Genomic DNA, 22,551 nt, shown 5'->3' with positions numbered 1-22,551 from the left:
CCGTTGGCGTTATAGTCGCCAGCATGACTCAGGGACTGACCCCACGACCGCCCGAAGGCGACTGGCTGGGCACGCCGTATCTGAAGTTCGAGCGGCAGGGCCCGTTCGGCGTGGTCACCCTGGATCGCCCCGAGGCCCGCAATGCGATGACCCCGGCGATGTACTTCGGCATCCGGTACGCCGTCACCCACGTCGAGGCGGACCCGGACCTGGCCGGACTGCTGATCACCGGTACCGGGGACGTGTTCGCCCCCGGCGGTGATCTCGGCGGCGGCAACGGCGTCGATGACTGGATGAGCTTCGGTGCGGCCCTCTCGATGGACGTCACCCCGTTCGAAACCCTGCGCCAATCGGTCAAGCCGGTGGTGAGTGCGGTCAACGGGCTGTGTCAGGGCGGTGGCCTGCAGATCGCGATCTGCAGCGACATGGCCGTGGTCAGCGACCGCGCCACGTTCCGGGTGCCGGAGTTGTACCGCGGCATCGCCGACACGTATTACAGCCAGATGCTGGCCCGTCTGATCGGCCCGGTCCGCACCCGCGACCTGATGTTCACCGGGCGCACCCTGACCGCGCAGGAGGCGGTCGACTGGGGCATGGTTGCCAGGGTCGCGCCGCACGACGAATTACTCTCTGCCGCAACCGAAGTGCTCACCCAATGCTGTCGGACCGCACCCCGGGCCCGCGGAGTGGTCAAGTCCAGCCTGGACAGCTACATGGGCCTCTACGACCGGATCGGCATGAAAGCCAGCTACAGCGGCGACGAGGCGATGGAGGGATTCCAGGCGTTCAAGGCGCGTCGCTCACCCGAATGGGTGCATCCGGACCTGCGTGGTGAGGGCCGACTCTAGACGCTCACCACCTCCTGAGCGGCGTCGGCCGCAGGCTGCACGTTGGCGCCGGGCCCGGCGGTCGGCAGGGACACCTGAACATTGGAAATGTTGATCGCGCCGAACTGGGTGAAGTTGAGGAACGACGTCGCCGAGGTGGTGATCTGCACCGTGGCGGTGTGGCCGGGTTCCAGCGTGTAGGCCACCGCCTCCATCGGAATGGTGACGGTGTGCTCCTTGCCGTCGAGGGTGACCGGAATCGGTGTGACGATATTGCCGATCACCTGTCCGGTCTGGTCATCGACGATCTGGGCGTAGACGTGGCGGCTCGTGCCGATCCCGGAGTAGGTCATCGTCAGTTGGGGCGCGCCGACGACCTGAGTCGGGGTGTCCGACGACGCGGTCACCTTGATGTTCACCGCGTTGGCGGCCTTGGTGCCGTCACCGAGCCCGAACGGGATCCCTGCGGCGCCCGGTCCGGAACCGCCGAGGATCGGCACGATTCCGAGTACGCCGCCGCTGCCCGACGCAGTGACCGGAGTCCCGGTGAAATTCGGGTCGGTCGGCAGGAGGTCGGACGTGTAGTGGTCGCCGTTCTGATCGATCCACTGGAACTTGGGCAGGCCGTCGTCGACGGCTTCGCCCTTGTGCTTGACGTAGGTGTCCAGCCAGGCCATCGTCGCGGTCTCGACCATCTCGGTGCTGTCACCGGCCGGAGTTTCGCAGTTGCCGTGGCCGCCGCAGAACCAGACCATCTTCACCGGCACGCCGTTGGCGTCCAGGATCTGCGCATTGTCCATCGCCTGCTGCAGCGGGAACAGCACGTCGACCGTGCCCTGGATAATCAGTGTCGGCGCGGTGATCTTGTTGACCAGCACGGTCGGTCCGCTACTGGCCAGCAGGGCTTGCTGCTCGGGGGTCAGAATGCCGAGCAGTCCGCCGGTCAGGATCCCGCCATACAGCTGTGAATTGATGTTCGCTCCCGATGTCACCAACGACAGCAACAGCAGCCCGGCGTACGACGTCTTGAACGCCTCGTTGGGGTAGAGCGAACTGTTCAGCGAATTCCACGCGATCGTCGGGACGATTGCGTCGATCCGGTTGTCGGTACCGGCGGCCACCCACTGAATGCCGCCGCCGTACGAAGGGCCCACCATGCCCATCCGCGGATCATTCACATCGTCGAGCTGCGTGCTCGACTGCTTTGCGACGTAGTCGATCATGGCGGACACATCACGGCCCTCATAGAACGGGCTGTCCAGCTGAAGGATTCCACCCGAGTCGTGCTCGCCGCGCGAATCCCAGGTGACGACGTTGTAGCCGGCGTTACGGAACGTGCCGACACCGGTGGCGCCGCCGGAGTACGGGTTGGTGTCACCCGCGCTGGACAGACCCGCGCCGCTGAAGATGGTCGGCGCCTTGTCCCCTTCCTGGAGGCCCGACGCCGGGAAGTAGTTCATGCTGATCTGTGCGCCGTCGAAGGACGTCACCTTGACCGTGTAGGCCACCGGGGTGCCCGCCGGTGCCAGCTCACCGACGTCGACGTTGACGTCCACCACCTCGGACTTGCCGATGAGCGGCGCCAACACGTCGTTCACGATCGGTATCTGATGCACGATCACCAGCACCTGCGGCACGAACGAGCCCACGATCGGGATCTGTTGCAGCGCAGCATCAAACGCCGTGGTCTCGGCGACCAGGACGGTGAACTTCTCCTTGCCGCCGCTGTCGACGACCGTCGCGTAGGGCAGGAACGTGAAGGTGCCGTTGGCCGAACTGAGCCGCACCTTGCCGCCTCCACTCGGATCACCGATCACGGTGTAGGTGAGCGGCAGTCCGCTGGAACTGGTGGCCCCCGTGGTGCCGTGGATGATGCCGTCGGTGATACCGACCGACGGGGCCGCGGTGATCCCGCCGGTGGCACCCACGGTGGGCGACACTGCGGCGGTGGAGAACTCCCGACGCGCGGCAGCCAGCAGAACCCACTCGGCGGGCGAATCCGTCCTGGGCGCGGTAGGCGAGTTTCCGGCCAGTGTCCTGGCGATGTCATTGACCACGGTCTCGATCAGGCCCCGCACGGGAGCCGCCGCGGCAGGCGCCTGTTGTCCGGCCTTCACCGTCGCGATGAGGGCCGGTTTCGTTGCGGGCTCATCACCGACGGTGGTTTCGACGGCCTCGATCGTGGGCTCTTCATCGACCGCACCCGGCTCCGGGGTCTGAGCGTGATCGCCCAGCGGCCGGGGCAGTTTCGGCTTGGCCGAAGCCAGGCCCCGCAACGTCTCGGCAGGCTTGGTGACCTTGAGTTTCTCGGCCGCCCCGGCGGCGGGGTCTGAGTCGCTGCCATGACGGGTCAGGCCGGCCTCGACCTTCGCCTGGACCTCCGACAGCCGGTCGTTGATCGATTGCACGACGTCGGATTTCGGCGTCGTCGAACTCACGCGGTGACGGCCGGATTCACCGAGCGTGGCCGCGCGGTCCTTGATCGCCGCGCGTACCGCCGCCTGCCGCAACGAGCGGGCACTCTGCCGGTCCTTGGCTGGGCCCTTCTTGGCCGCCGGCGCGGATGGGGACTCAGCCGACGTGTCACTGGAACCGGGCGACGCCGAGACCACCGGGGCGCCCAGGACGACAGCCGACCCGACCCCGAGTGCGATTGCCAATCCCCCTACCCGACCGACGTACTTCGCAGCACCCAACGCAACCTCCTCGACCCGGTATCCGGCACCGCCGGACTGTGACCCGACGCACATTAGCGCGGCGATGCGGGCCAGAAGGTTAGCTTGTCAATTTTTTGCGTCGTCAATTGAGCGAACCGGCCATTTCGGCCGTCGAGACCTACTGTTCGGGAACGCTCCGCTCGATCTCGTCGAGCCAGATCCGCGCCGACATGTCCGACGGCGCCCGCCAGTCGCCACGCGGCGACAGGGAACCGCCGTGCGACACCTTGGGGCCGTTCGGCAGCGCGGAACGTTTGAACTGGGAGAACGAGTAGAACCGCTTCGCGAACACCTGCAGCCAGTGCCGGATCTCCTTGAGCGAGTACGCCGGGCGCTTGTCCTCGGGGAACCCGGCAGGCCAGTCACCGTGGGCCGCGTCATGCCATGCATGCCAGGCCAGGAACGCCACCTTCGACGGGCGGAATCCGTAGCGCAGCACCTGGAACAACGAAAAATCCTGCAGCGCATAGGGACCGACCTTGGCCTCGCTGCTCTGGATCTCCTCATCCTCGCCGGTGGGTACCAGCTCCGGGGTGATCTCGGTGTCCAGCACCGATTGCAGGACCTCGTTCACCTCAACGCCGAACTGGTCCGAGGAGATCACCCACCGGATCAGATGCTGGATCAGGGTTTTCGGCACCCCGCCGTTGACGTTGTAGTGCGACATCTGGTCGCCGACCCCGTACGTCGACCAGCCCAGCGCCAGCTCGGAAAGGTCACCGGTACCGAGCACGATGCCGCCACGCTGATTGGCCAGCCGGAACAGATAGTCCGTGCGCAGACCGGCCTGGACGTTCTCGAAGGTGACGTCGTACACCTTCTCACCGCGACCGAACGGGTGGTCCATCTCGGTGAGCATCAACTCGGCGGTTTTCTTGATGTCGATCTCGGCGAACGTCACGCCCAGCGCCCGGCTCAACCGGACCGCGTTGTTCTTGGTGTGCTCACCGGTGGCGAAGCCGGGCATCGTGAACGCGAGAATGTCGCTGCGCGGACGGTTTTCCCGGTCCATCGCCCGGGCCGCCACGATCAGGGCATGGGTGGAATCCAGGCCGCCGGACACCCCGATCACCACCTTGGGGTAGCTCAGGGCCCGCAGTCGCTGTTCCAGACCGGAGACCTGGATATTGTACGCCTCGTAGCAATCCTGTTGCAGCCGTGCAGGATCCGCAGGCACGAACGGGAACCGCTCGATCTCGCGCCGCAGTCCGATGTCACCCGTCGGCGGGTCGAGCTGAAACTCGATGCGACGGAACGAATCCACTTGGGCGCCGTGATGCCTGGCGTTGTCATCGAACGTGCCCATCCGCAGCCGCTCAGAACGGAGCAACTCCAGGTCCACATCGGCCACCGAGCGTCGTTCACCGCGCGGAAAGCGCTCGCTCTCGGCGAGCAGCAGCCCGTTCTCCCAGATCATCGTCTGGCCATCCCAGGCCAGGTCGGTGGTCGACTCCCCTTCGCCGGCAGCGGCGTACACGTAGGCGGCCAGACAGCGTGACGAGGCCGAACGGGCCAGCAGCGCACGGTCTTCGGCGCGGCCGACGGTGATCGGGCTGCCCGAGAGGTTGGCCAGCACCGTCGCACCGGCCAGCGCCGCCTGCGCACTGGGCGGCACCGGCACGAACATGTCCTCACAGATCTCGACGTGCAGGACCAGCCCGGGAAGGTCGGAGGCCACGAACAGCAGGTCCGGCCCGAACGGCACCTGGGCACCGGCCACCTGGATGGTGCCGCTCACGCCGGCGCCGGTTGCCATCTGCCTGCGCTCGTAGAACTCCCGGTAGGTCGGCAGGTAGGACTTGGGTACCACGCCGAGCACCGCGCCGCGGTGGATCACCACCGCCGCGTTGTAGATCCGGTGCCGGTGCCGCAGCGGTGCGCCGACCACCAGCACCGGCGTCAACACCACCGAGGCTGCGACGATTTCGATGAGCGCCTGTTCCACCGACTCCAGCAGGGCATCCTGCATCAGGATGTCGTCGATCGAGTAGCCCGACAAGGTCAGCTCGGGGAACACTGCGACGGCCACGCCGTCGTCGTGGCAGGCCTGTGCCAACCGGAGCACCGATTCTGCGTTCGCCGGCGGATCCGCCAGCGCCGTGTGATGGGTGCAGGCGGCAACCCGCGCGAATCCGTGGTGGTAGGCGCTGTAGAAATCCATCCCGCCCATTGTGACCCGAAAAGTATCGATATCGGGCCACCGGGTACCAATTGACGCACGAGCGATACCGCCCCGGTGGTTGCGGACAGGCTCGACACCCGCCTCCCGACGGGCGGCCTATCCTGGCGAGGGTGGATGCCCCCGAGCTCGTCGCCCTACTTCAGGGACGCCGCCTCGCGGTGTTGACCGGGGCCGGGATGTCGACCGATTCCGGCATCCCCGACTACCGCGGCCCCGATTCCCCACCGAGCAATCCGATGACGATCCGGCAGTTCACCTCCGATCCGGCATTCCGGCAGCGGTACTGGGCCCGCAATCACGTCGGCTGGCGCCACATGGACGAAACCATGCCCAACGCCGGGCACCGTGCCCTGGCCGCGCTGGAGTTCGCCGGTGTGGTGAACGGACTGATCACCCAGAACGTGGACCTGCTGCACAGCAAGGCCGGCAGCCGGTCGGTGGTCAACCTGCACGGCACCTACGCGCAGGTGATCTGTCTGGATTGCGGCGGGACCATGGGCCGCGACGAGTTGGCCGCGCTGCTGGAGGCGGCCAATCCCGGCTTCGGCGAACGCGCCGAGTCGGTTGGCGGCATCGCGGTGGCACCCGACGCCGACGCCGTGGTCGCCGAAACGGATTCGTTCACCATCGTGGACTGCCCGGTGTGCGGGGGCATGCTCAAACCCGACATCGTCTACTTCGGCGAGAGCGTTCCCAAAGACCGTGTCGAACAGGCTTATTCGATGGTTGAGGACGCCGAGGCGCTGTTGGTCGCAGGGTCCTCGCTGACCGTGTACTCCGGCTACCGATTCGTCCGGCACGCGGCCGCCCACAACATCCCCGTGGGGATCATCAACCGCGGCCCCACCCGCGGCGACGAGCAGGCCACGGTCAAGGTCGAAGCGGGATGTTCGGAGATGTTGACCCTGTTGGCCGGCGAGCTCAGGAGAACGTGCACGGCATCGACCGGATAGCGTGCACGAAGTTGCCCGCCAGGTAGGCGGGCTCTCCCGCGGTGATGTCGGGCAGCTGGTGCAATAACTCACCGAAGATCGCCCGCAACTGCGTCCGGGCGACATGCGCACCCAGGCAGAAATGACGGCCGCCGCCACCGAATCCCAGGTGCGGGTTGGGCTTTCGGCTCAGGTCGAATACCTCGGGCCGGTCGAACACCTCGGCGTCCCAGTTGCCCGAGGCGTAGAACATCACCACCTTCTCCCCCGCCGCGATCTGCTGCCCACCGAGTTCGACGTCGACGGCCGCGGTACGGCGGAACGTCATCACCGGCGTCGCCCACCGGACGAACTCCTCGACCGCACCGCCGATGCGGTCGTCGAAATCCGCCATGAGCCAGGCCCGCTGCTCGGGGTGGTCGGTCAGCGCCTTGAGCGCGTGGCTGGTGGTCTGGCGCGTGGTGTCGTTGCCCGCCACCGCCAGCAGGACGAAGAACGCCGCTACCTCGGCATCGGTGAGCCGGTCTCCGTCAACTTCGGCGTGGACCAGCGCGCTGATCAGATCATTGCCCGGGTTTTCCCGGCGTTGCGCCGCAAGCGCATTCGCCACCTGATGTAGGTACATCTGGTTCTGCAGCAGCACCTCCAGCGGGTTGCGCCCGGCCAGGTAGACCGGGTCCGCCCAGGACACCAGCGCGTCGGCGGCATGTGCCACCCGCTGCCGTTCGGACTCGGGGATCCCGACCATGTCCGACAGCGTTCTGATGGGCAGTTCCTTGGCGCACTGGTCCACGAAGTCCACCCCGCTGCCGACTTCCTTGAGCTCGGCCACGATCTCGCGTGCGTTCTCCTTGATCGAGTCTTCGATGCGGGCCACCTGCCGGGGCGTGAACGCGGCGTGGACCAGTTTGCGGATCAGCGTGTGCCGCGGCGCGTCCATCGCCAGGAACGACTGTGACGCCTCGAGTAGCTCTTCCGGAACGGATTCGAACAGCACCCCCTTGCCCGACAGGAATGTCTCGCTGTCTCGGCTGACCGCCACGATGTCGGCGTGCCGCGTCACCGCCCAGAACCCGCGATCGTCGGGATCCTTCATGAGGGCGTCCTCGACGGGCGGATGCCAGCTGACCGGGCGTGAGGTGCGCAGTTCGGCGAACGTGACCTCACGATCGGCGGCCGTGGTGGCCCAGAACTTCCGCGACGACAGGTCGATCGGGTCGTAGGGGCGTGCGGCGGAAGGCCACGAGGGGGCTGATGTGATGGGCGACACAGTCATGCCGGTGACAATAGGTCTAGACAGTCTGTCTAGTCAAGGTGTGACGAATGCCGATACGCTGAGGGCATGCCATCGGTAACGCGAAAACCGCAGGCCAACCGAGAGGAACGGCGCGAGCGGATCGAACGCCAACTGCTCGATGCCACCGACCGGCTGATGGCCGACGGCACCAGCTTCACCGAGCTCAGCGTTGACAAACTGGCCACCGAGGCCGGGATCTCCCGGGCCAGCTTCTACATCTACTTCGAGGACAAGGGCCACCTGCTGCGCCGGCTGGCCACCCAGGTGTTCGGCGATCTGACCCAAGCCGCCCAACAATGGTGGAGCGTCGCCGGACGCCGCGACCCCGCCGACGCCCACACCGCCATGTCGGGCATCGTCGCCAGCTATCGGACCCACCAACCGGTGCTGATCGCGCTCACCGAGATGTCGAGCTATGACCCACTCGTCGCACAGACTTACCGTGAGCTGCTGGCCGGAATCTCCGATCAGCTCACCAAGGTGATCGAGGACGGGCAGTCCGACGGGTCGATCCGGCCGCAACTGCCTGCCGCCGCCACCGCGAGCACGCTGACCTGGATGGTGGAGCGGACCTGTCATCAGAATCTGCCGTCGCAGCCGCCGTCCTACGACGCCGAGCTGGCGAACACGATCACCCAGATCGTCTGGGGTGCGCTGTATCTGGAGTCCCCCAAGCTGTGATTTGTGGAGTTTTTGCCGCACTCGGCGCGGCCGGGACTCCACAAATCGCTAGGTGGCGACCAGGTCGTCGGCGTGCACCGCGGGCCGGCGCAGCTCGGCCGGCAGATCCGGCGTCGAGCGGCCGATGATCGCGGCCAGCTCCGACGCCTCGTAGGCCACCACGCCACGCGCGACCGTCTGCCCGTCAAGCCCCCGCAGATCCACCACGTCACCACCGTGGAAACGTCCCGTGACCTCGGTGATCCCGGCCGGCAGCAGCGAGCGGCGCTGTTTGACGACCGCACGCACCGCACCGTCGTCGAGGGTCAACGCCCCATGGGACTCCGCGGCATGGCGAACCCAGAACCGCCGCGCCGACATCCGCTCGGGCCGTGGCGCGAACACGGTGCCGACCGAGGCATCACTCAGTGCCGCACCGGCATCCGCCGCGGCGGCCAGCAGCACCGGCACCCCGGCATCGGCGGCCAACAGCGCCGACGAAAGCTTCGAGGCCATGCCGCCGGTGCCCAGATGGCTACCCCCGCCGGCCACCACCCCGTCGAGATCCCCCTGTGCGGCGACCTCAGGAATGAAGCGCGCGTTACCTTTTCGGGGATCAGAGTCATACAGGCCGTCGATGTCGGACAGCAGGATCAGCGCGTCGGCGCCGACCAGCTGAGCCACCAGCGCCGACAGGCGGTCGTTGTCACCGAACCTGATCTCGTTGGTGGCCACGGTGTCGTTCTCGTTGACGATCGCCACCGCATGCAGGGCGCGCAACCGGTCCAGGGTGCGCTGCGCGTTGTTGTGTTGCACCCGCATCGCGATGTCGTGCGCGGTCAGCAGCACCTGCCCCACCGTGCGGTTGTAGACGGCGAACGCCGAACTCCAGGCATTGACCAGCGCCACCTGCCCGACGCTGGCGGCCGCCTGCTTGGTGGCCAGATCCGTTGGGCGCTTGGACAGTCCGAGCGGCTCGATTCCCGCGGCGATGGCACCGGAGGACACGATCACCAGATCGGAACCGGCTTTCATCCGGCCTTCGATGGCCTCGACCAGGACCGCGAGCCGGCGGGCGTCGAACACCCCGGACGGAGTGGTCAGCGCGGTGGTACCGATCTTGACGACGACGCTGCGTGCGGTCCGAATCGCCTCGCGATGTGCGGAGGGCGCCGAGCCTGCGCTCGTCACTCGTCTTCACTCCCGGGATGGCGCCGTTCACGCCGCGCCGCCTTGCGTTCGGCCGCACCCACCCGGTCGGTCTGCTCGAGCCGGATGTCGGTGCCTCGACCGGTCAGCGGCATGTCCACGCCGGCTGGGGTCTGAGGCTCCCAGTCGAAGGTCATATCGCCGATGGTCACGGCGCAACCGGGCTTGGCGCCCTTTTTCCACAACGCGTCCTCGACGCCCAACCGGGCCAGCCGGTCACCGAGGTAACCGACGGCCTCGTCATTGTCGAAGTTGGTCTGCGCGATCCAGCGCTCGGGACGGGTACCGCGCACGATGAACCCGCCGTCTCCATCGGTCTCGACGGTGAAGCCGCTCTCGTCAACAGCGATCGGCCGGATCACCGGACGCCTCGGCACCACCTCAGGCTGCGCGTCACGGTAGGCCTTCACCATCTCCCACAACGCAAAGATCAACGGGCGCAAACCATCACGGCTGACCGTCGAGATCTCGTACACCGGCCAGCCGAACTGCGACTTCACTTCTTCACGCACGAAGTCGGCCAACTCCCGGGCATCGGGAACGTCGATCTTGTTGAGCACCACCGCACGTGGCCGCGACGCCAGGTCGCCCAGGGTGGAATCGCCTTGCAGAGTCGGGGTGTAGGCCGCGAGTTCGGCCTCCAGCGCCTCGATGTCGGAGATCGGGTCACGCCCGGGTTCCATGGTGGCGCAGTCCACGACGTGCACGAGCACCGCGCAGCGCTCAAGGTGCCGAAGGAATTCCAGGCCCAGACCCCGGCCCTCGGACGCGCCGGGAATCAGGCCGGGAACGTCGGCGACGGTGAAGGTGTTCTCACCGGCGGACACCACGCCCAGGTTGGGCACCAGCGTGGTGAACGGATAGTCGGCGATCTTGGGCTTGGCCGCCGAGATGGTCGACACCAGAGACGATTTACCCGCCGATGGGAAACCGATCAGGCCGACATCGGCGACGGTCTTGAGTTCGAGCGTGAGGTCTCGGGTCTGGCCCTTCTCGCCGAGCAGGGCGAAACCGGGAGCCCTGCGGGCCCGGGAAGCGAGTGCGGCATTGCCGAGCCCACCCCGACCACCTTGCGCGGCTTCGAACCGGGTGCCGGCACCGACCATGTCGGCCAGCATCCGGCCGTTCTCATCGAGCACCACCGTGCCGTCCGGAACGTGCACGATCAGATCGTCGCCAGCGGCACCGTCACGATTGCTGCCCGCACCCTGCTTGCCCGAAGGTGCGACGACATGGGGATGGAAGTGGAAGTCCAGCAGGGTGTGAACCTGTGGATCCACGACCAGCACGATGCTGCCGCCGCGACCACCGTTGCCGCCGTCAGGACCGCCGAGGGGTTTGAATTTCTCGCGGTGCACCGACGCGCAGCCGTGGCCGCCGTTTCCTGCACTCGCATGGATGACGACGCGGTCAACGAACCGGGGCATCGGACATCCTCTCCGTCGAATGTGAAGCTATTGCGATAGTCCTATCGAGAACTCGCAGCTGCTTCACATTCGCGGAGAATCCTCGGAGTCTCAGGCCTCCGGGCGCGGCACGGGAACGATGTTCACGTGCTTGCGGCCGCGCTTGGAACCGAACTCCACGGAGCCGGGTGCCAGCGCGAACAGCGTGTCATCGCCGCCACGACCGACGTTCACGCCGGGGTGGAAGTGGGTGCCGCGCTGGCGGACGAGGATCTCGCCTGCCTTGACGACCTGACCGCCGAACCGCTTCACGCCGAGCCGCTGTGCTGCGGATTCACGACCGTTGCGCGAGCTGGAAGCGCCCTTTTTGTGTGCCATTAGTACGCTCCCTCGCTACTTGATACCGGTGACCTTGAGCACGGTCAGCTGCTGACGGTGCCCCTGGCGCTTGTGGTAGCCGGTCTTGTTCTTGAACTTGTGAATGCGGATCTTGGGACCCTTGGTGTGCTCAAGCACCTCGCCGGTCACGGCGACCTTGGCCAGGTCATCAGCCTTGCTGGTGACCTTGGCGCCGTCGACCACCAGGGCGACTGGCAGCGATACCGACGCGCCGGGCTCGGTCTCGAGCTTCTCAACCTTCACCACGTCACCGACGGCAACCTTGTACTGCTTGCCGCCGGTCTTGACGATTGCGTATGTCGCCATCGTGTCCTCTGCTCTGCTGCTCTCTGCGGGCGCGCGCTACCGGTCGGTGCGTGCGCGGGTCTTGGGTGGCGGGATGCCCCGCCGTCACCGGCCTGCGACTACTACAGGCACCGGAGACAACTGGTCAAGGGTACTTGACCAGCGGGTAGAGGGTCAAACCGCCCTCTACTCTGGGCTGGGCGGCCCCGCGGGCCTGGCTGCGGCACGTCGACGGGTACGGCCGCGACTAGGCTGCGCCTCGACGACCACGGGCTCCGGGGCCTGGTAGACGTCCTCTTCGGACTCGTCTGAGTCCTCGGAGTCGCCGTACTCGTCCGACTCGTCGTCCGAGTCGGCCTCATCAGACTCGTCATCCTCATCCGAGTCGTCGTCGATGTCGTCATCCAGATCGTCATCGTCGTCATCATCGAGGTCGTCATCGTCGTCGAGGTCGATCTCGTCCTCGTCTTCGTCCCCATCCGAACCATCGTCGGATTCATCGGACTCGTCGACGTCCTGCGCGTCGAACTCACCGTCGGTGGAACCGGTGGACACCTCCGCGAGCTCGAGCGTGGCCCGATCGTCAGCCTCGCCTTCGGGGACCTCGTCGGCGACGTGCTCCTCGAAGTCCTCGTGGCCGTCATGGCCTTCGTGGTCTTCGTCGGGGCGCCCATTGGCCGCAGCCATTGCCCTGAACATCGGGTGTTCGCCGGCCGGATGGTCGGGCACCTTGACGACTGGCAACTCTTCGGGCTCGGGACGGGCATTGCCCCTCTTGCCCCGCTTGCTGCGACGCCCGCCGCCGGTGGATTCGGTCTTGCGGCCGGCATTCGACGACGAGGCCGTGTCGACCGGGTCGCCGTGCAGCACGATGCCGCGGCCGGCGCAGTGCGTGCAGGTGGTCGAGAACGCCTCGACCAGACCGGTTCCCAACCGCTTTCGGGTCAGCTGCACGAGGCCCAGTGAGGTCACCTCGGACACCTGGTGGCGGGTGCGGTCCCGGCCCAGCGCCTCGGTCAGCCTGCGCAGCACCAGATCCCGGTTCGACTCGAGCACCATGTCGATGAAGTCGATGACCACGATGCCGCCGATGTCGCGCAACCGCAGTTGCCGCACGATCTCCTCGGCAGCTTCCAGGTTGTTGCGGGTGACGGTCTGTTCGAGGTTGCCGCCGGCACCGGTGAACTTGCCGGTGTTGACGTCGACGACCGTCATCGCCTCGGTGCGGTCGATGACCAGGGTTCCGCCCGAGGGCAGCCACACCTTGCGGTCCAACGCCTTGGCCAGCTGCTCGTCGATGCGGTGTACAGCGAACACGTCGGGAGCATCAGCGCCGCCCGCGGGTTCGTACTTGGTGAGCCGGCCCACGAGATCGGGGGCGACGGTGTTCACGTAGGAGTTGATCGTGGCCCAGGCCTCGTCACCGGAGACGATCAGACCCGAGAAGTCTTCGTTGAACAGGTCCCGGATGACCTTGACCAGCACGTCGGGCTCTTCGTAGAGCGCAACGGCCGCGCCGGCCTTCTTCCCGGTGACCTCGGTGGCCTTGGCGTCGATCTCGGTCCAGCGCTGCTGCAGCCGCTCGACGTCGGAACGGATGTCCTCTTCCTTGACGCCCTCCGAGGCGGTGCGGATGATCACACCCGCATCGGCAGGCACGACCTCTTTGAGGATTTCCTTGAGCCGCTGGCGTTCTGTGTCGGGCAGCTTACGGCTGATCCCGGTCGACGACGCGCCCGGTACATAGACCAGATAGCGGCCGGCCAGCGACACCTGCGTGGTGAGTCGAGCACCCTTGTGCCCCACCGGGTCCTTGCTGACCTGGACCACCACATAGTCGCCCGGCTTGAGCGCCTGCTCGATCTTGCGGTTCGACCCACCGAGCCCGGCGGCCTCCCAGTTCACCTCACCGGCGTAGAGCACACCGTTGCGGCCGCGGCCGATGTCGACGAACGCGGCTTCCATCGAGGGCAGCACGTTCTGCACGATGCCCAGGTAGATATTGCCGACCAACGATGCTGAAGCAGCCGAAGTTACGAAGTGCTCGACGACGACGCCGTCCTCCAGAACGGCGATCTGGGTGTAGCGGGCGCCCTCGTGCGGCGGCTCGGTGCGGACCTTGTCGCGCACGATCATGGTGCGCTCGACAGCCTCGCGGCGGGCCAGGAACTCTGCCTCGCTCAGGATCGGCGGGCGACGGCGACCCGCGTCCCGACCGTCGCGGCGGCGCTGACGCTTCGCCTCCAAGCGAGTCGATCCGCTGATCCCCTGGATCTCCGAATCATCGCTGCTCTTGCCGGCCCGCTCGGCCCGCGGGGCGCGCTCGTGCACGACGGTGTTGGGCGGGTCATCCGGGGAGCCCGCATCATCGTTGTCACCCGAGCCGGACTTTCGCCGGCGACGACGCCGCCGACGACGGTTGCCGCCGTCGCTGCCCGCGGTGTCCTCGTCGTTGCCCTCGTCCGACTCGTCGGAGTCATCATCGGAATCCTGGTCGGATTCGCTCTGGTCATCGACGGTGTCGGTGTCGGAATCGGGACCCGAGTCGGGCCCGTTGTCGTCACTCTGCTCACCGCGACCACGACCACGTCCACGGCGGCCCCTGCGGCGCCGGCGCGCGGCGGGACGATCCGCCTGCTCGTCGTCGCTGTCGGAATCGGCATCGATGGTGTCGTCATCGTCGTCGTCGTCTTCGTCGTCATCCTCATCGACGTGCACTGGCACGAAGCTGACGGGCTGCGGCGCCACGAACAGCGGCAGGTAATCGGCACGCTCGGTGTGCGCCTCCCGCACCGAGGGAATGTTCGCCGTCTCCAGGATCAACCGGGACTCGGGTTCGTCGCCGACCAAGACGGCCTCGGCGTCGGCCTGCGGGGCATCGACCGCAACGGGTTCAGATTCAGCCGGAGCAGCCTGCGGAGCCTCGGCCGAACTCTCGACCGGAGCCGCGACGGACTCGGCCTCGGTGACGGCCTCGACCTGTTCTGCCGGCACAACCTCTGCCTGCGCAACAGGAGCAGCGTCGGTCGACCCTGCGGCCAGTGCGTCACGGACCCGCTCTGCATCGACCTTGTCGATCGTGGAATGCGCACTGCGCCGACGCCCGTCGAACTCCGCCAGGGCATCGAGCACGCGCCTGCTGGTGGTGCCGAGCACCCGCGCCAGAGAGTGGACTCTCAGCCGCTCGGGCAGTCCCTCCTGTTGCGGAGTCTGGGTTGATAGGTCGTCATTCTGGGCATCTTCGGCCACGAATTCTCCTCAAGCCCCCGGGCGCGTCGTATCGACGCGGCCACGCGAGGGCTTCCGCTATTGGCCCGGGACACTTTCCCCGGACTTGTTGTGGTCTCGCTCCGGGCGGTTCGCTACCGAACCCACCCGGTGCCTGGCTGAATGATGGCTGGACGGCCCGCGCCGCACCGGATTGCGGTGGTCGCGCTCGTCGAAGTCTTCATTCGGGTGTTCAGCCCCGGTTGAGGCTGGCTACCCGCAACCAGTATCCCACATCACTGACGCGGTACTGACCAGACTGCGAGAAGGTTTATCGACCGGAGGCTTCGCCAGGGAACCACAGGGCGATCTCGCGGGCCGCCGACTCCGGCGAATCCGACCCGTGCACGAGGTTGTCCTGGGTCACAAGCGCCAGGTCACCACGGATGGTGCCGGGCACAGCCTTCTCCACCGGATCGGTGCCGCCGGCGATCTGACGGAACGCCGCGATGGCGCGCGGTCCCTCCACGATGGCCGCGACAACAGGTCCGGAGGTGATGAACTCCAGCAGCGAATCGAAGAACGGCTTGCCGTCATGCTCGGCGTAGTGCTGCTTGGCCAGCTCAACGCTGACGTTCTTCAGTTCCAGCGCCGCCAGGGTCAGGCCCTTGCGCTCGATCCGGCCGAGGATCTCCCCGACCAGGTGGCGCTGCACGCCGTCGGGCTTGATCAGGACAAGGGTCTGCTCAGTCACGGCTGAGAGCGTACCGGTCGGTAACGGCGCCCCGCCATCGCGGGGCCCCGACCGAGCCCGCACTGTGGCCCAGCTATCACCGCGCTATTCGCTGGGCGGTTGCTGGCCAGGCAGGAGGCCACGATCCTGCCTGCGTTTGACCTCACCCCGCAGATACACGATCAGCAGCCAGACCACGGCGAAGATCACGCCGATGAAGCCGATTGCCCCATGAATGAGCGCACCGGCGATCACCACCAGCTGGATGCCCAGGTTCGCCCAGATGGCCCAGGGCCTGCCCTGGATCCCCGACATCAGGATCAGCACGATGGCCAGCCCGACCACGAATCCGCCCGAGGTCCAGGTCAGCCCGGCGCCGCTGACACCCACCACCGGCAGAGCCAGCAATACGACGATGGCTTCGAGGATCAGCGTCCCCGCCATCACCCCGCGGAAACTCTTCCACGGGTCCGGGGGTGCCGGCTTGTCACCTGGCATCTGATCATCAGGGGTCTGATTGCTCACTGTGGGTCCCGTCCGAACAGGGTCCGGGCCTCGCCGGCGGTCACCACCGAACCGGTGATCACCATGCCGGACCCGGACAGTCCTTCGTCGGCCCCGGACTCCTCGACCAGGGCGGTGGCGGTCTCGATGGCATCCGGCAGCGTCACGGCGGTGATCACGCGATCCTGCCCGAAACGCTCTTCGGCCAGCGATGCCAGCGACTCGACGTCCATCGCCCGCGGTGAACCGTTATGGGTGACCACGATCTGATCGAACACGGGCTCCAGGGCGGTCAGGATGCCGCCGGCGTCCTTGTCCCCCATCACCGACACCACTCCGACCAGGTAGCGGAAGTCGAACTCCTGCTGCAGGGTCTGCGCCAGCGCCGAGGCTCCGGCCGGATTATGTGCTGCATCAATGAAAACCGTTGGTGCACTTCGCATACGCTCCATGCGGCCCGGGCTGCTCACTGCCGCGAAGCCGGCCCGGATCGCGTCGACATCGAGCTGCCGGTCCGCTCCCGCACCGAAGAACGCCTCGACCGCGGCCAGGGCGAGAACGGCGTTGTTGGCCTGATGTTCACCGTGCAGCGGCAGGAAGATTTCGGGGTACACGCCGCTCAGGCCCTGCAGCTCCAGCACCTGGCCGCCGATGGCGACCTGCCTGCTGAGCACCGCGAACTCGGAGTCCTCGCGGGCCACCGCCGCGTCGGCGCGCACCGCCTCCGCCAGCAGGACCTCCATGGCCTCGGGAGCCTGCTTCCCGATGACCGCAACGGTGTCGGTTTGCACCAGGTCCTCGGGCTGCCGGGTGATGATGCCCGCCTTCTCCCCCGCGATCTCGGCGATCGTGTCACCGAGATAGTCGGTGTGGTCGATGCCGACCGGGGTGATCACCGCGACCGGGGCGTTGACGACGTTGGTGGCGTCCCAGCGTCCACCAATCCCCACCTCGATGACCGCGACGTCGATGGGCACGTCGGCGAAGGCTGCGAAGGCCATCGCGGTGAGGACCTCGAACTTGCTCATCTTCGGCCCACCGGCAGCCTCGGACTGCCGGTCCACCAGTTCCACGAACGGTTCGATCTCGGTATACGTATTCACGTATTGCGCTGGCGTGACGGGCTTTCCGTCAATCGAGATGCGCTCCACCGCGGACTGCAGATGCGGGCTGGTGGTGCGTCCCGTCCGCCGGTGCAGGGCGATCAGCAACGCGTCGATGATGCGCGCCACCGACGTCTTGCCGTTGGTCCCCGCGACATGGATGGACGGGTAGGCCCGCTGCGGTGAGCCCAACAGCTCCAGTAGGGCGGAGATCCGCGCCGTGCTGGGGTCCAGCTTGGTCTCGGGCCATCGCTGATCGAGCAGGTGCTCGACCTGCAGCAGTGCGGCGATCTCGTCCGGGGAGGGAATCGGGTTGTTCACCTGGATTCTCGGCTCTTCGCGCAAGCGCTCATCACAGCGCTGCCAGGCGTGCGGTGATGCGCTCGACCTCTTCGCCGGCCAACTGCTGACGACCGCGGATCTTGTCGACGACGTTCTCGGGCGCCTTGGCCAGGAAAGCCTCGTTGCCGAGCTTGGCCGTCGTGGTGGCCAGCTCCTTTTGCGCCGCGGCCAGATCCTTCTCCAGCCGGCGCCGCTCGGCCGCGACATCGACGGTGCCCGAGGTGTCCACCTCGACGAGGACCGTGGCCTGCGTCAGACGCACCTCGACCGAGGCCGACGGGGTGAACCCGTCACCGGCGTCCGTCAGCCAGGCCAGCGCGGTAACCGCGGGCAGCTGTTCGGTCAGACCGGCCTCGGTGACCGCGGACAACCGGGCCGGAACCCGCTGCCGGTCGGCCAGGCCCTGGTCGCTGCGGAAGCGGCGCACCTCGGTAATCAGCTTCTGCATGTCGGCAATGTGTTGTGCCGCAATCTGATCCAGCGCGATGCCGGATGCCTGCGGCCACTGCGCGATGACGATCGACTCGCCGTCGGTCAGCGCCTTCCACAGCGTCTCGGTGACGAACGGCATCACCGGATGCAGCAACTTGAGCAGAGCGTCGAGGACGAAGGCCAGCACTCCCGTGGTGTGAGCCACACCCTCGCCGAGCTGAACCTTGGCCAATTCCACGTACCAGTCGCAGAACTCGTCCCAGGCGAAGTGGTACAGCGATTCGCAGGCCCGGCTGAACTCATAGCTGTCGAGTGCCGCATCCACTTCGGCGCGAACCTCTTCGAGGCGGCCGAGGATCCAGCGGTCGGCGTCGGTGAGTTCGGCCGCGGCGGGCAGCGGGGCGGGGGCCGCACCGTTCATCAGCGCGAAGCGGGTCGCGTTGAACAGCTTGGTGGCGAAGTTACGCGAGGCCCTGGCGTGGTCCTCACCGATGGACAGGTCACCGCCGGGGCTGGCGCCGCGCGCCAACGTAAATCGCAGCGCGTCGGCACCGAACTTCTCCACCCAGTCCAACGGATCGATGCCGTTGCCGCGCGACTTGCTCATCTTTCGGCCGAACTCGTCGCGGATCAGGCCGTGCAGGAAGACGTTTTTGAAGGGAACCTGCGGACCGCGGGCGCCGTCGAACGTGATCGCCGGATCGTCGCCGACGAAGGTACCGAACATCATCATCCGCGCCACCCAGAAGAACAGGATGTCGTAGCCGGTGACCAGGACCGAGGTCGGATAGAACTTCGCCAGGTCCGGAGTGTGGTCGGGCCAGCCCATGGTGGAGAACGGCCACAGTGCCGAGGAGAACCAGGTGTCGAGGACGTCGGAGTCCTGCTCCCAACCGGCCGGCGGGGTCTCGTCGGGACCGACGCACACCGTCTCGCCGCCCGGACCGTGCCAGATCGGGATCCGGTGGCCCCACCACAGCTGCCGGGAAATGCACCAGTCGTGCATGTTGTCCACCCAGTCGAACCACCGCGGCTCCAGGCTCGGCGGGTGAATCACGGTGTCGCCGTTGCGCACCGCATCACCGGCCGCCTTGGCCAGGCCGTCCACCTTGACCCACCACTGTAGGGACAGGCGCGGCTCGATGGGCTCGCCACTGCGCTCGGAGTGCCCGACGCTGTGCAGGTAGGGCCGCTTCTCGGCGACGATCCGGCCCTGCTCGGCCAGCGCCTCCCGCACCTTGACCCGGGCCTCGAACCGGTCCATGCCGTCGAATTGCGTTCCGGTTTCGGCGATCCGACCCTTGGTGTCCATGATCGTGGGCATCGGAAGCTGATGGCGCAGCCCGATCTCGAAGTCGTTCGGGTCGTGCGCGGGCGTGACTTTGACTGCGCCGGTACCGAATTCGGGGTCGACGTGAGTGTCGGCGACGATGATCATCTCGTGCTCGACGAACGGGTGCGGCAGCGTTGTGCCGACCAGGTGGCGGTATCGCTCGTCGTCGGGATGCACCGCGATCGCGGTGTCACCCAGCATGGTCTCCACCCGGGTGGTGGCCACGATGATGTGGGGCTCGTCGTCCTTCATCGAGCCGTAGCGGAACGAGACCAGCTCGCCTTCGACGTCCTCGTATTTGACCTCGAGGTCGCTGATCGCGGTCTCCAGCACCGGTGACCAGTTGACCAGCCGCTCGGCCTGGTAGATCAGGCCCGCATCGAAGAGTCGCTTGAAGATGGTGCGCACCGCCCGCGACAGGCCCTCGTCCATGGTGAAGCGGTCGCGGCTCCAGTCCACGCCGTCACCGAGGCGGCGCATCTGCCCGCCGATGGTGCCGCCGGATTCGCGCTTCCAGTCCCACACCTTCTCGACGAACAGCTCGCGACCGAAGTCTTCCTTGGTCTTGCCGTCGACGGCGAGCTGCTTTTCCACCACGGTCTGGGTGGCGATGCCGGCGTGGTCCATACCGGGCAGCCACAGCACCTCATAGCCCTGCATGCGCTTGCGGCGGGTGAGGGCGTCCATCAGGGTGTGGTCGAGCGCGTGGCCCATGTGCAGGCTGCCGGTCACGTTGGGCGGGGGCAGCACGATCGAGTACGGCGGCTTTTCGCTGGCCGGATCGGCGGTGAAGTATCCGGCATCCACCCAGCCCTGGTACAGGTCGGCTTCTACCGCAGCGGGATCCCAGGATTTGGGGAGGGCATCGGCGCGATTGTCAGGGGTGGGGGTCACCGAGCCATTCTAAGAAGGACGTGCCCGAATACGCGAAAGCCCCCGATGCCCGGTGCGTTCGCTGGGCGTCGGAGGCTTTCGAGCAGGGGTATGCGGGGAGCTACTTCTTGCCGCCGAGCAGGCCGCCGAGGATCTCGCCGATGGCATTGCCCTGGCTGCCACCGCCGCCGAGCACGCTGCCCAGAATGCTGCCCAGCGGGTTGTTGGCGGCAGCACCGCCACCTGCCGCGCCGCCGAGGATGCTGCCGAGGATGTCCCCGAGCCCGCCGCCTCCGGAAGCCTGAGCCTGGGCCTCGCCCGCGGGTGCGGCGTTCTTCTGGGCGAACTGCTTGCCGATGTAGGCCAGCACGATCGGCGCCAGGATCGGCAGCAGCTTCTTGACCAGATCACCGCCACCGGCGCCCGTCCCCGCCAACGCCGAGGCGACCTGATTGCTGTCGTTGCCGCCGAAGATCTTCGCGACGTACTGGTTGCCCTCGCTCGGGTCGACCTGGTCGACGCTCACGCCACCGTCGAGCAGGCCGCTGGCGCCCTGCGCCGCGACCGCGGACTCGAGGTCACTCGAATCGATGTTGTCCGCTTGTACGTTCTCCGCCACACCGCCGACCAGGGCCGGAACCAGGGTCTTGATGGCGGCGTTCACCTCGCCTTCATCTGCGCCGAGCTTGCTTGCGATATCCGCCACCGGGATCTGCGCGAACAGATCATCGAGACCGGCCATTTTTCATCCCACCTTCGTTGCTGGCGTACTGGAAGTCCTCGGCATCGACACTAGTCGAATCTGATCTTGTCCCACAGGTGTTCGACGCACGCCGATCGATTCATGCCGCGCCGGCTCAGCTCAGGGCGGTGGTTTCCAGCGACACCCCGGCAGCTGGTAGCCGGGTGAGCAGTACATCCCCCATCGCGGCCACCGGTGTCAGCACGCCGCGTCGTTCCGACAGCGCGTCACGGTCGGTTGCCAGCGCGAGCCCGCACTCGCCGAGCAATACCGCGGTCGACTTGTATCCGGGATCGCCTTGCTGGGCCATGCTTGTCACGTACCGCGCGCCTGTTGTCGTGGTGGTGTACGTCTCGACGCGGTAGTGCCCCCGCTCGCGGGCTCGCTCGCTGGGGCCGGTTCCCGGCTTTGGGGCCAACTTCGCTACCAGGCCGCCGGGCAGCCGGTTGAAATAGCGGCCGCCGACACCGAGCGTGAAGGCGTTGACTCCGGTCACCGCGGCTGCCGCCAACGGCGCCGCGGGCGAGCGGCCCAGGCTCATCTGCTCGGCGTACTCGAAGCGCCGTCCATAGGCGTAGTTCAGTAATGCGTTGCTGCGCCGCACGATTCGAGTGTTCGGCGCGGCCATGGCAAACGCGCCGGTCCAGAGGCCGGCCAGCTCGGGAGCGATCTCACCGCCGCGGCGCCACCGCACGTCGGGCTGAGCGCCGAGTTCGGGCTCGGCCCCGCGGTCGGGGCTGAGCGTGTACGGATCGTTCATCAGTGCTCGTGCCTCTGGATCCGAGGACAGCGTGTCCAGCAGTTCCAGCATCGAGGCGACGGTGCCGCCAGACACGCCACCGGCGAAACTGCGCACCACCAGGTTGGTGTCACCGAGTTCCCCGGCGCCGTCTGCGAGCGCCCGCTGGTACAGCGCGTACACCGTGAGATCGGATGGCACCGAATCGAATCCGCACGAATGCACGATCCGCGCACCGGTGTCGACCGCCTGCTTGTGGTGCAGGTCGATGCTGTCCCGGATGAATGTCGTCTCACCCGTGAGGTCGGCGTAGTCGGTGCCTGCCGCGGCACACGCCGCGACCAACGGCATGCCGTAGCGGGCGTAGGGACCCACCGTCGTCACCACCACCTGGGTGCGTGCGGCCATCGCATCGAGAGAGGCCGGGGAGGTGGCGTCAGCGGTCACCAGCGGCCACGACTGCGCGCCGGGCGCCAGACCGTCACGAATGGCCCGCAAGCGCTCCTCGGAACGACCGGCCAGGGCGATCCGGGCCGATCCCCCGGCCCTGGCCAAGTACTCGGCAGTCAGTTTTCCGGCGAATCCCGTCGCGCCGTACAGCACCAGATCGAACTCACGCTGCGTCACGA

At 67.0% G+C, this 22,551-nt stretch carries 17 protein-coding genes; 3 read left to right on the top strand and 14 right to left on the bottom strand.

Features of this window, described 5'->3' with window-relative positions; all coding sequences use genetic code 11:
- Nucleotides 1-23: 23 nt before the first annotated feature.
- The gene (locus ACWEFV_RS24720; protein WP_135456305.1) at nt 24-848 is read left to right on the top strand and encodes an enoyl-CoA hydratase/isomerase family protein; all 825 of its coding nucleotides are present in this window, start codon (nt 24-26) and stop codon (nt 846-848) included.
- On the opposite strand, the gene ACWEFV_RS24715 is transcribed toward ACWEFV_RS24720, so the two are convergent.
- Both ACWEFV_RS24715 and ACWEFV_RS24710 read right to left on the bottom strand, forming a co-directional pair.
- Nucleotides 845-3,523 carry a S15 peptidase family protein gene (locus ACWEFV_RS24715; RefSeq protein WP_450072114.1) on the bottom strand — a complete coding sequence of 893 codons (2,679 nt, stop codon included), beginning with the start codon at nt 3,521-3,523 and terminating at the stop codon, nt 845-847. The genes ACWEFV_RS24720 and ACWEFV_RS24715 overlap by 4 nt on opposite strands.
- A 139-nt stretch (nt 3,524-3,662) precedes the next feature.
- Nucleotides 3,663-5,705, bottom strand: a complete 2,043-nt coding sequence (locus ACWEFV_RS24710) for an NAD(+) synthase (RefSeq protein WP_450072113.1) — start codon at nt 5,703-5,705, stop codon at nt 3,663-3,665.
- 131 nt (nt 5,706-5,836) lie between these two features.
- Between ACWEFV_RS24710 and ACWEFV_RS24705 the strand changes: the two genes are divergently transcribed.
- Nucleotides 5,837-6,679 carry an NAD-dependent protein deacetylase gene (locus tag ACWEFV_RS24705; RefSeq protein ID WP_450072112.1) on the top strand — a complete coding sequence of 281 codons (843 nt, stop codon included), beginning with the start codon at nt 5,837-5,839 and terminating at the stop codon, nt 6,677-6,679.
- Here ACWEFV_RS24705 and ACWEFV_RS24700 read toward each other — a convergent pair.
- Nucleotides 6,648-7,934, bottom strand: a complete 1,287-nt coding sequence (locus tag ACWEFV_RS24700; protein ID WP_450072111.1) for a cytochrome P450 — start codon at nt 7,932-7,934, stop codon at nt 6,648-6,650. The two genes, ACWEFV_RS24705 and ACWEFV_RS24700, sit on opposite strands and share 32 nt — an antisense overlap.
- Nucleotides 7,935-8,000: 66 nt before the next feature.
- Between ACWEFV_RS24700 and ACWEFV_RS24695 the strand changes: the two genes are divergently transcribed.
- Nucleotides 8,001-8,636, top strand: a complete 636-nt coding sequence (locus ACWEFV_RS24695; protein ID WP_044522868.1) for a TetR/AcrR family transcriptional regulator — start codon at nt 8,001-8,003, stop codon at nt 8,634-8,636.
- A gap of 48 nt (nt 8,637-8,684) precedes the next feature.
- Here the strand turns inward: ACWEFV_RS24695 and proB are convergent, their stop codons facing one another.
- The 11 genes from proB to ACWEFV_RS24640 form a co-directional block, all read right to left on the bottom strand.
- A complete protein-coding gene (proB, locus tag ACWEFV_RS24690) occupies nt 8,685-9,806 on the bottom strand; it encodes a glutamate 5-kinase (RefSeq protein ID WP_450072110.1) in 1,122 nt (373 codons plus the stop codon).
- A complete protein-coding gene (gene obgE, locus ACWEFV_RS24685) occupies nt 9,803-11,251 on the bottom strand; it encodes a GTPase ObgE (RefSeq protein WP_450072109.1) in 1,449 nt (482 codons plus the stop codon). Before obgE ends, proB begins: the two co-directional genes overlap by 4 nt.
- 90 nt (nt 11,252-11,341) lie before the next feature.
- The gene (gene rpmA / locus ACWEFV_RS24680) at nt 11,342-11,608 is read right to left on the bottom strand and encodes a 50S ribosomal protein L27 (RefSeq protein WP_003879727.1); all 267 of its coding nucleotides are present in this window, start codon (nt 11,606-11,608) and stop codon (nt 11,342-11,344) included.
- A 15-nt stretch (nt 11,609-11,623) separates the two neighbouring features.
- Nucleotides 11,624-11,935 carry a 50S ribosomal protein L21 gene (gene rplU, locus ACWEFV_RS24675; RefSeq protein ID WP_135456321.1) on the bottom strand — a complete coding sequence of 104 codons (312 nt, stop codon included), beginning with the start codon at nt 11,933-11,935 and terminating at the stop codon, nt 11,624-11,626.
- Between the two features lie 165 nt (nt 11,936-12,100).
- Entirely contained in the window at nt 12,101-15,163 is a 3,063-nt protein-coding gene (locus ACWEFV_RS24670) for an Rne/Rng family ribonuclease (protein ID WP_450072108.1), read from the bottom strand.
- Between the two features lie 289 nt (nt 15,164-15,452).
- Entirely contained in the window at nt 15,453-15,875 is a 423-nt protein-coding gene (ndk, locus tag ACWEFV_RS24665) for a nucleoside-diphosphate kinase (RefSeq protein WP_135456325.1), read from the bottom strand.
- Nucleotides 15,876-15,959: 84 nt separating this feature from the next.
- Nucleotides 15,960-16,352: a DUF4233 domain-containing protein gene (locus tag ACWEFV_RS24660; RefSeq protein ID WP_450072208.1), complete on the bottom strand. Its 393-nt coding sequence runs from the start codon at nt 16,350-16,352 to the stop codon at nt 15,960-15,962.
- A 23-nt stretch (nt 16,353-16,375) separates the two neighbouring features.
- Nucleotides 16,376-17,806, bottom strand: coding sequence for a bifunctional tetrahydrofolate synthase/dihydrofolate synthase (gene folC / locus ACWEFV_RS24655; RefSeq protein WP_450072107.1), 1,431 nt, complete (start codon nt 17,804-17,806; stop codon nt 16,376-16,378).
- A 7-nt stretch (nt 17,807-17,813) separates the two neighbouring features.
- Nucleotides 17,814-20,462 carry a valine--tRNA ligase gene (locus tag ACWEFV_RS24650; RefSeq protein WP_450072106.1) on the bottom strand — a complete coding sequence of 883 codons (2,649 nt, stop codon included), beginning with the start codon at nt 20,460-20,462 and terminating at the stop codon, nt 17,814-17,816.
- A 100-nt stretch (nt 20,463-20,562) separates the two neighbouring features.
- Nucleotides 20,563-21,183 (bottom strand): DUF937 domain-containing protein, encoded by a 621-nt coding sequence (locus tag ACWEFV_RS24645; RefSeq protein ID WP_135456331.1) that lies wholly within the window; start codon nt 21,181-21,183, stop codon nt 20,563-20,565.
- Between the two features lie 115 nt (nt 21,184-21,298).
- Nucleotides 21,299-22,549, bottom strand: a complete 1,251-nt coding sequence (locus tag ACWEFV_RS24640; RefSeq protein WP_450072105.1) for a saccharopine dehydrogenase family protein — start codon at nt 22,547-22,549, stop codon at nt 21,299-21,301.
- Nucleotides 22,550-22,551: the final 2 nt, after the last annotated feature.

It is taken from the genome of Mycobacterium sp. NPDC004974, from assembly GCF_053600815.1.
The sequence above is the reverse complement of the archived record's forward strand: the minus strand, read 5'-3'. Positions and strand labels throughout refer to the sequence as shown.

Coding starts and splice junctions, on each gene's coding strand:
- ACWEFV_RS24720 (WP_135456305.1), top strand. CDS start 24: ATGACTCAGGGACTGACCCCACGACCGCCCGAAGGCGACTGGCTGGGC.
- ACWEFV_RS24710 (WP_450072113.1), bottom strand. CDS start 5,705: ATGGATTTCTACAGCGCCTACCACCACGGATTCGCGCGGGTTGCCGCC.
- ACWEFV_RS24700 (WP_450072111.1), bottom strand. CDS start 7,934: ATGACTGTGTCGCCCATCACATCAGCCCCCTCGTGGCCTTCCGCCGCA.
- ACWEFV_RS24695 (WP_044522868.1), top strand. CDS start 8,001: ATGCCATCGGTAACGCGAAAACCGCAGGCCAACCGAGAGGAACGGCGC.
- obgE (WP_450072109.1), bottom strand. CDS start 11,251: ATGCCCCGGTTCGTTGACCGCGTCGTCATCCATGCGAGTGCAGGAAAC.
- rpmA (WP_003879727.1), bottom strand. CDS start 11,608: ATGGCACACAAAAAGGGCGCTTCCAGCTCGCGCAACGGTCGTGAATCC.
- rplU (WP_135456321.1), bottom strand. CDS start 11,935: ATGGCGACATACGCAATCGTCAAGACCGGCGGCAAGCAGTACAAGGTT.
- ACWEFV_RS24660 (WP_450072208.1), bottom strand. CDS start 16,352: ATGCCAGGTGACAAGCCGGCACCCCCGGACCCGTGGAAGAGTTTCCGC.
- ACWEFV_RS24645 (WP_135456331.1), bottom strand. CDS start 21,183: ATGGCCGGTCTCGATGATCTGTTCGCGCAGATCCCGGTGGCGGATATC.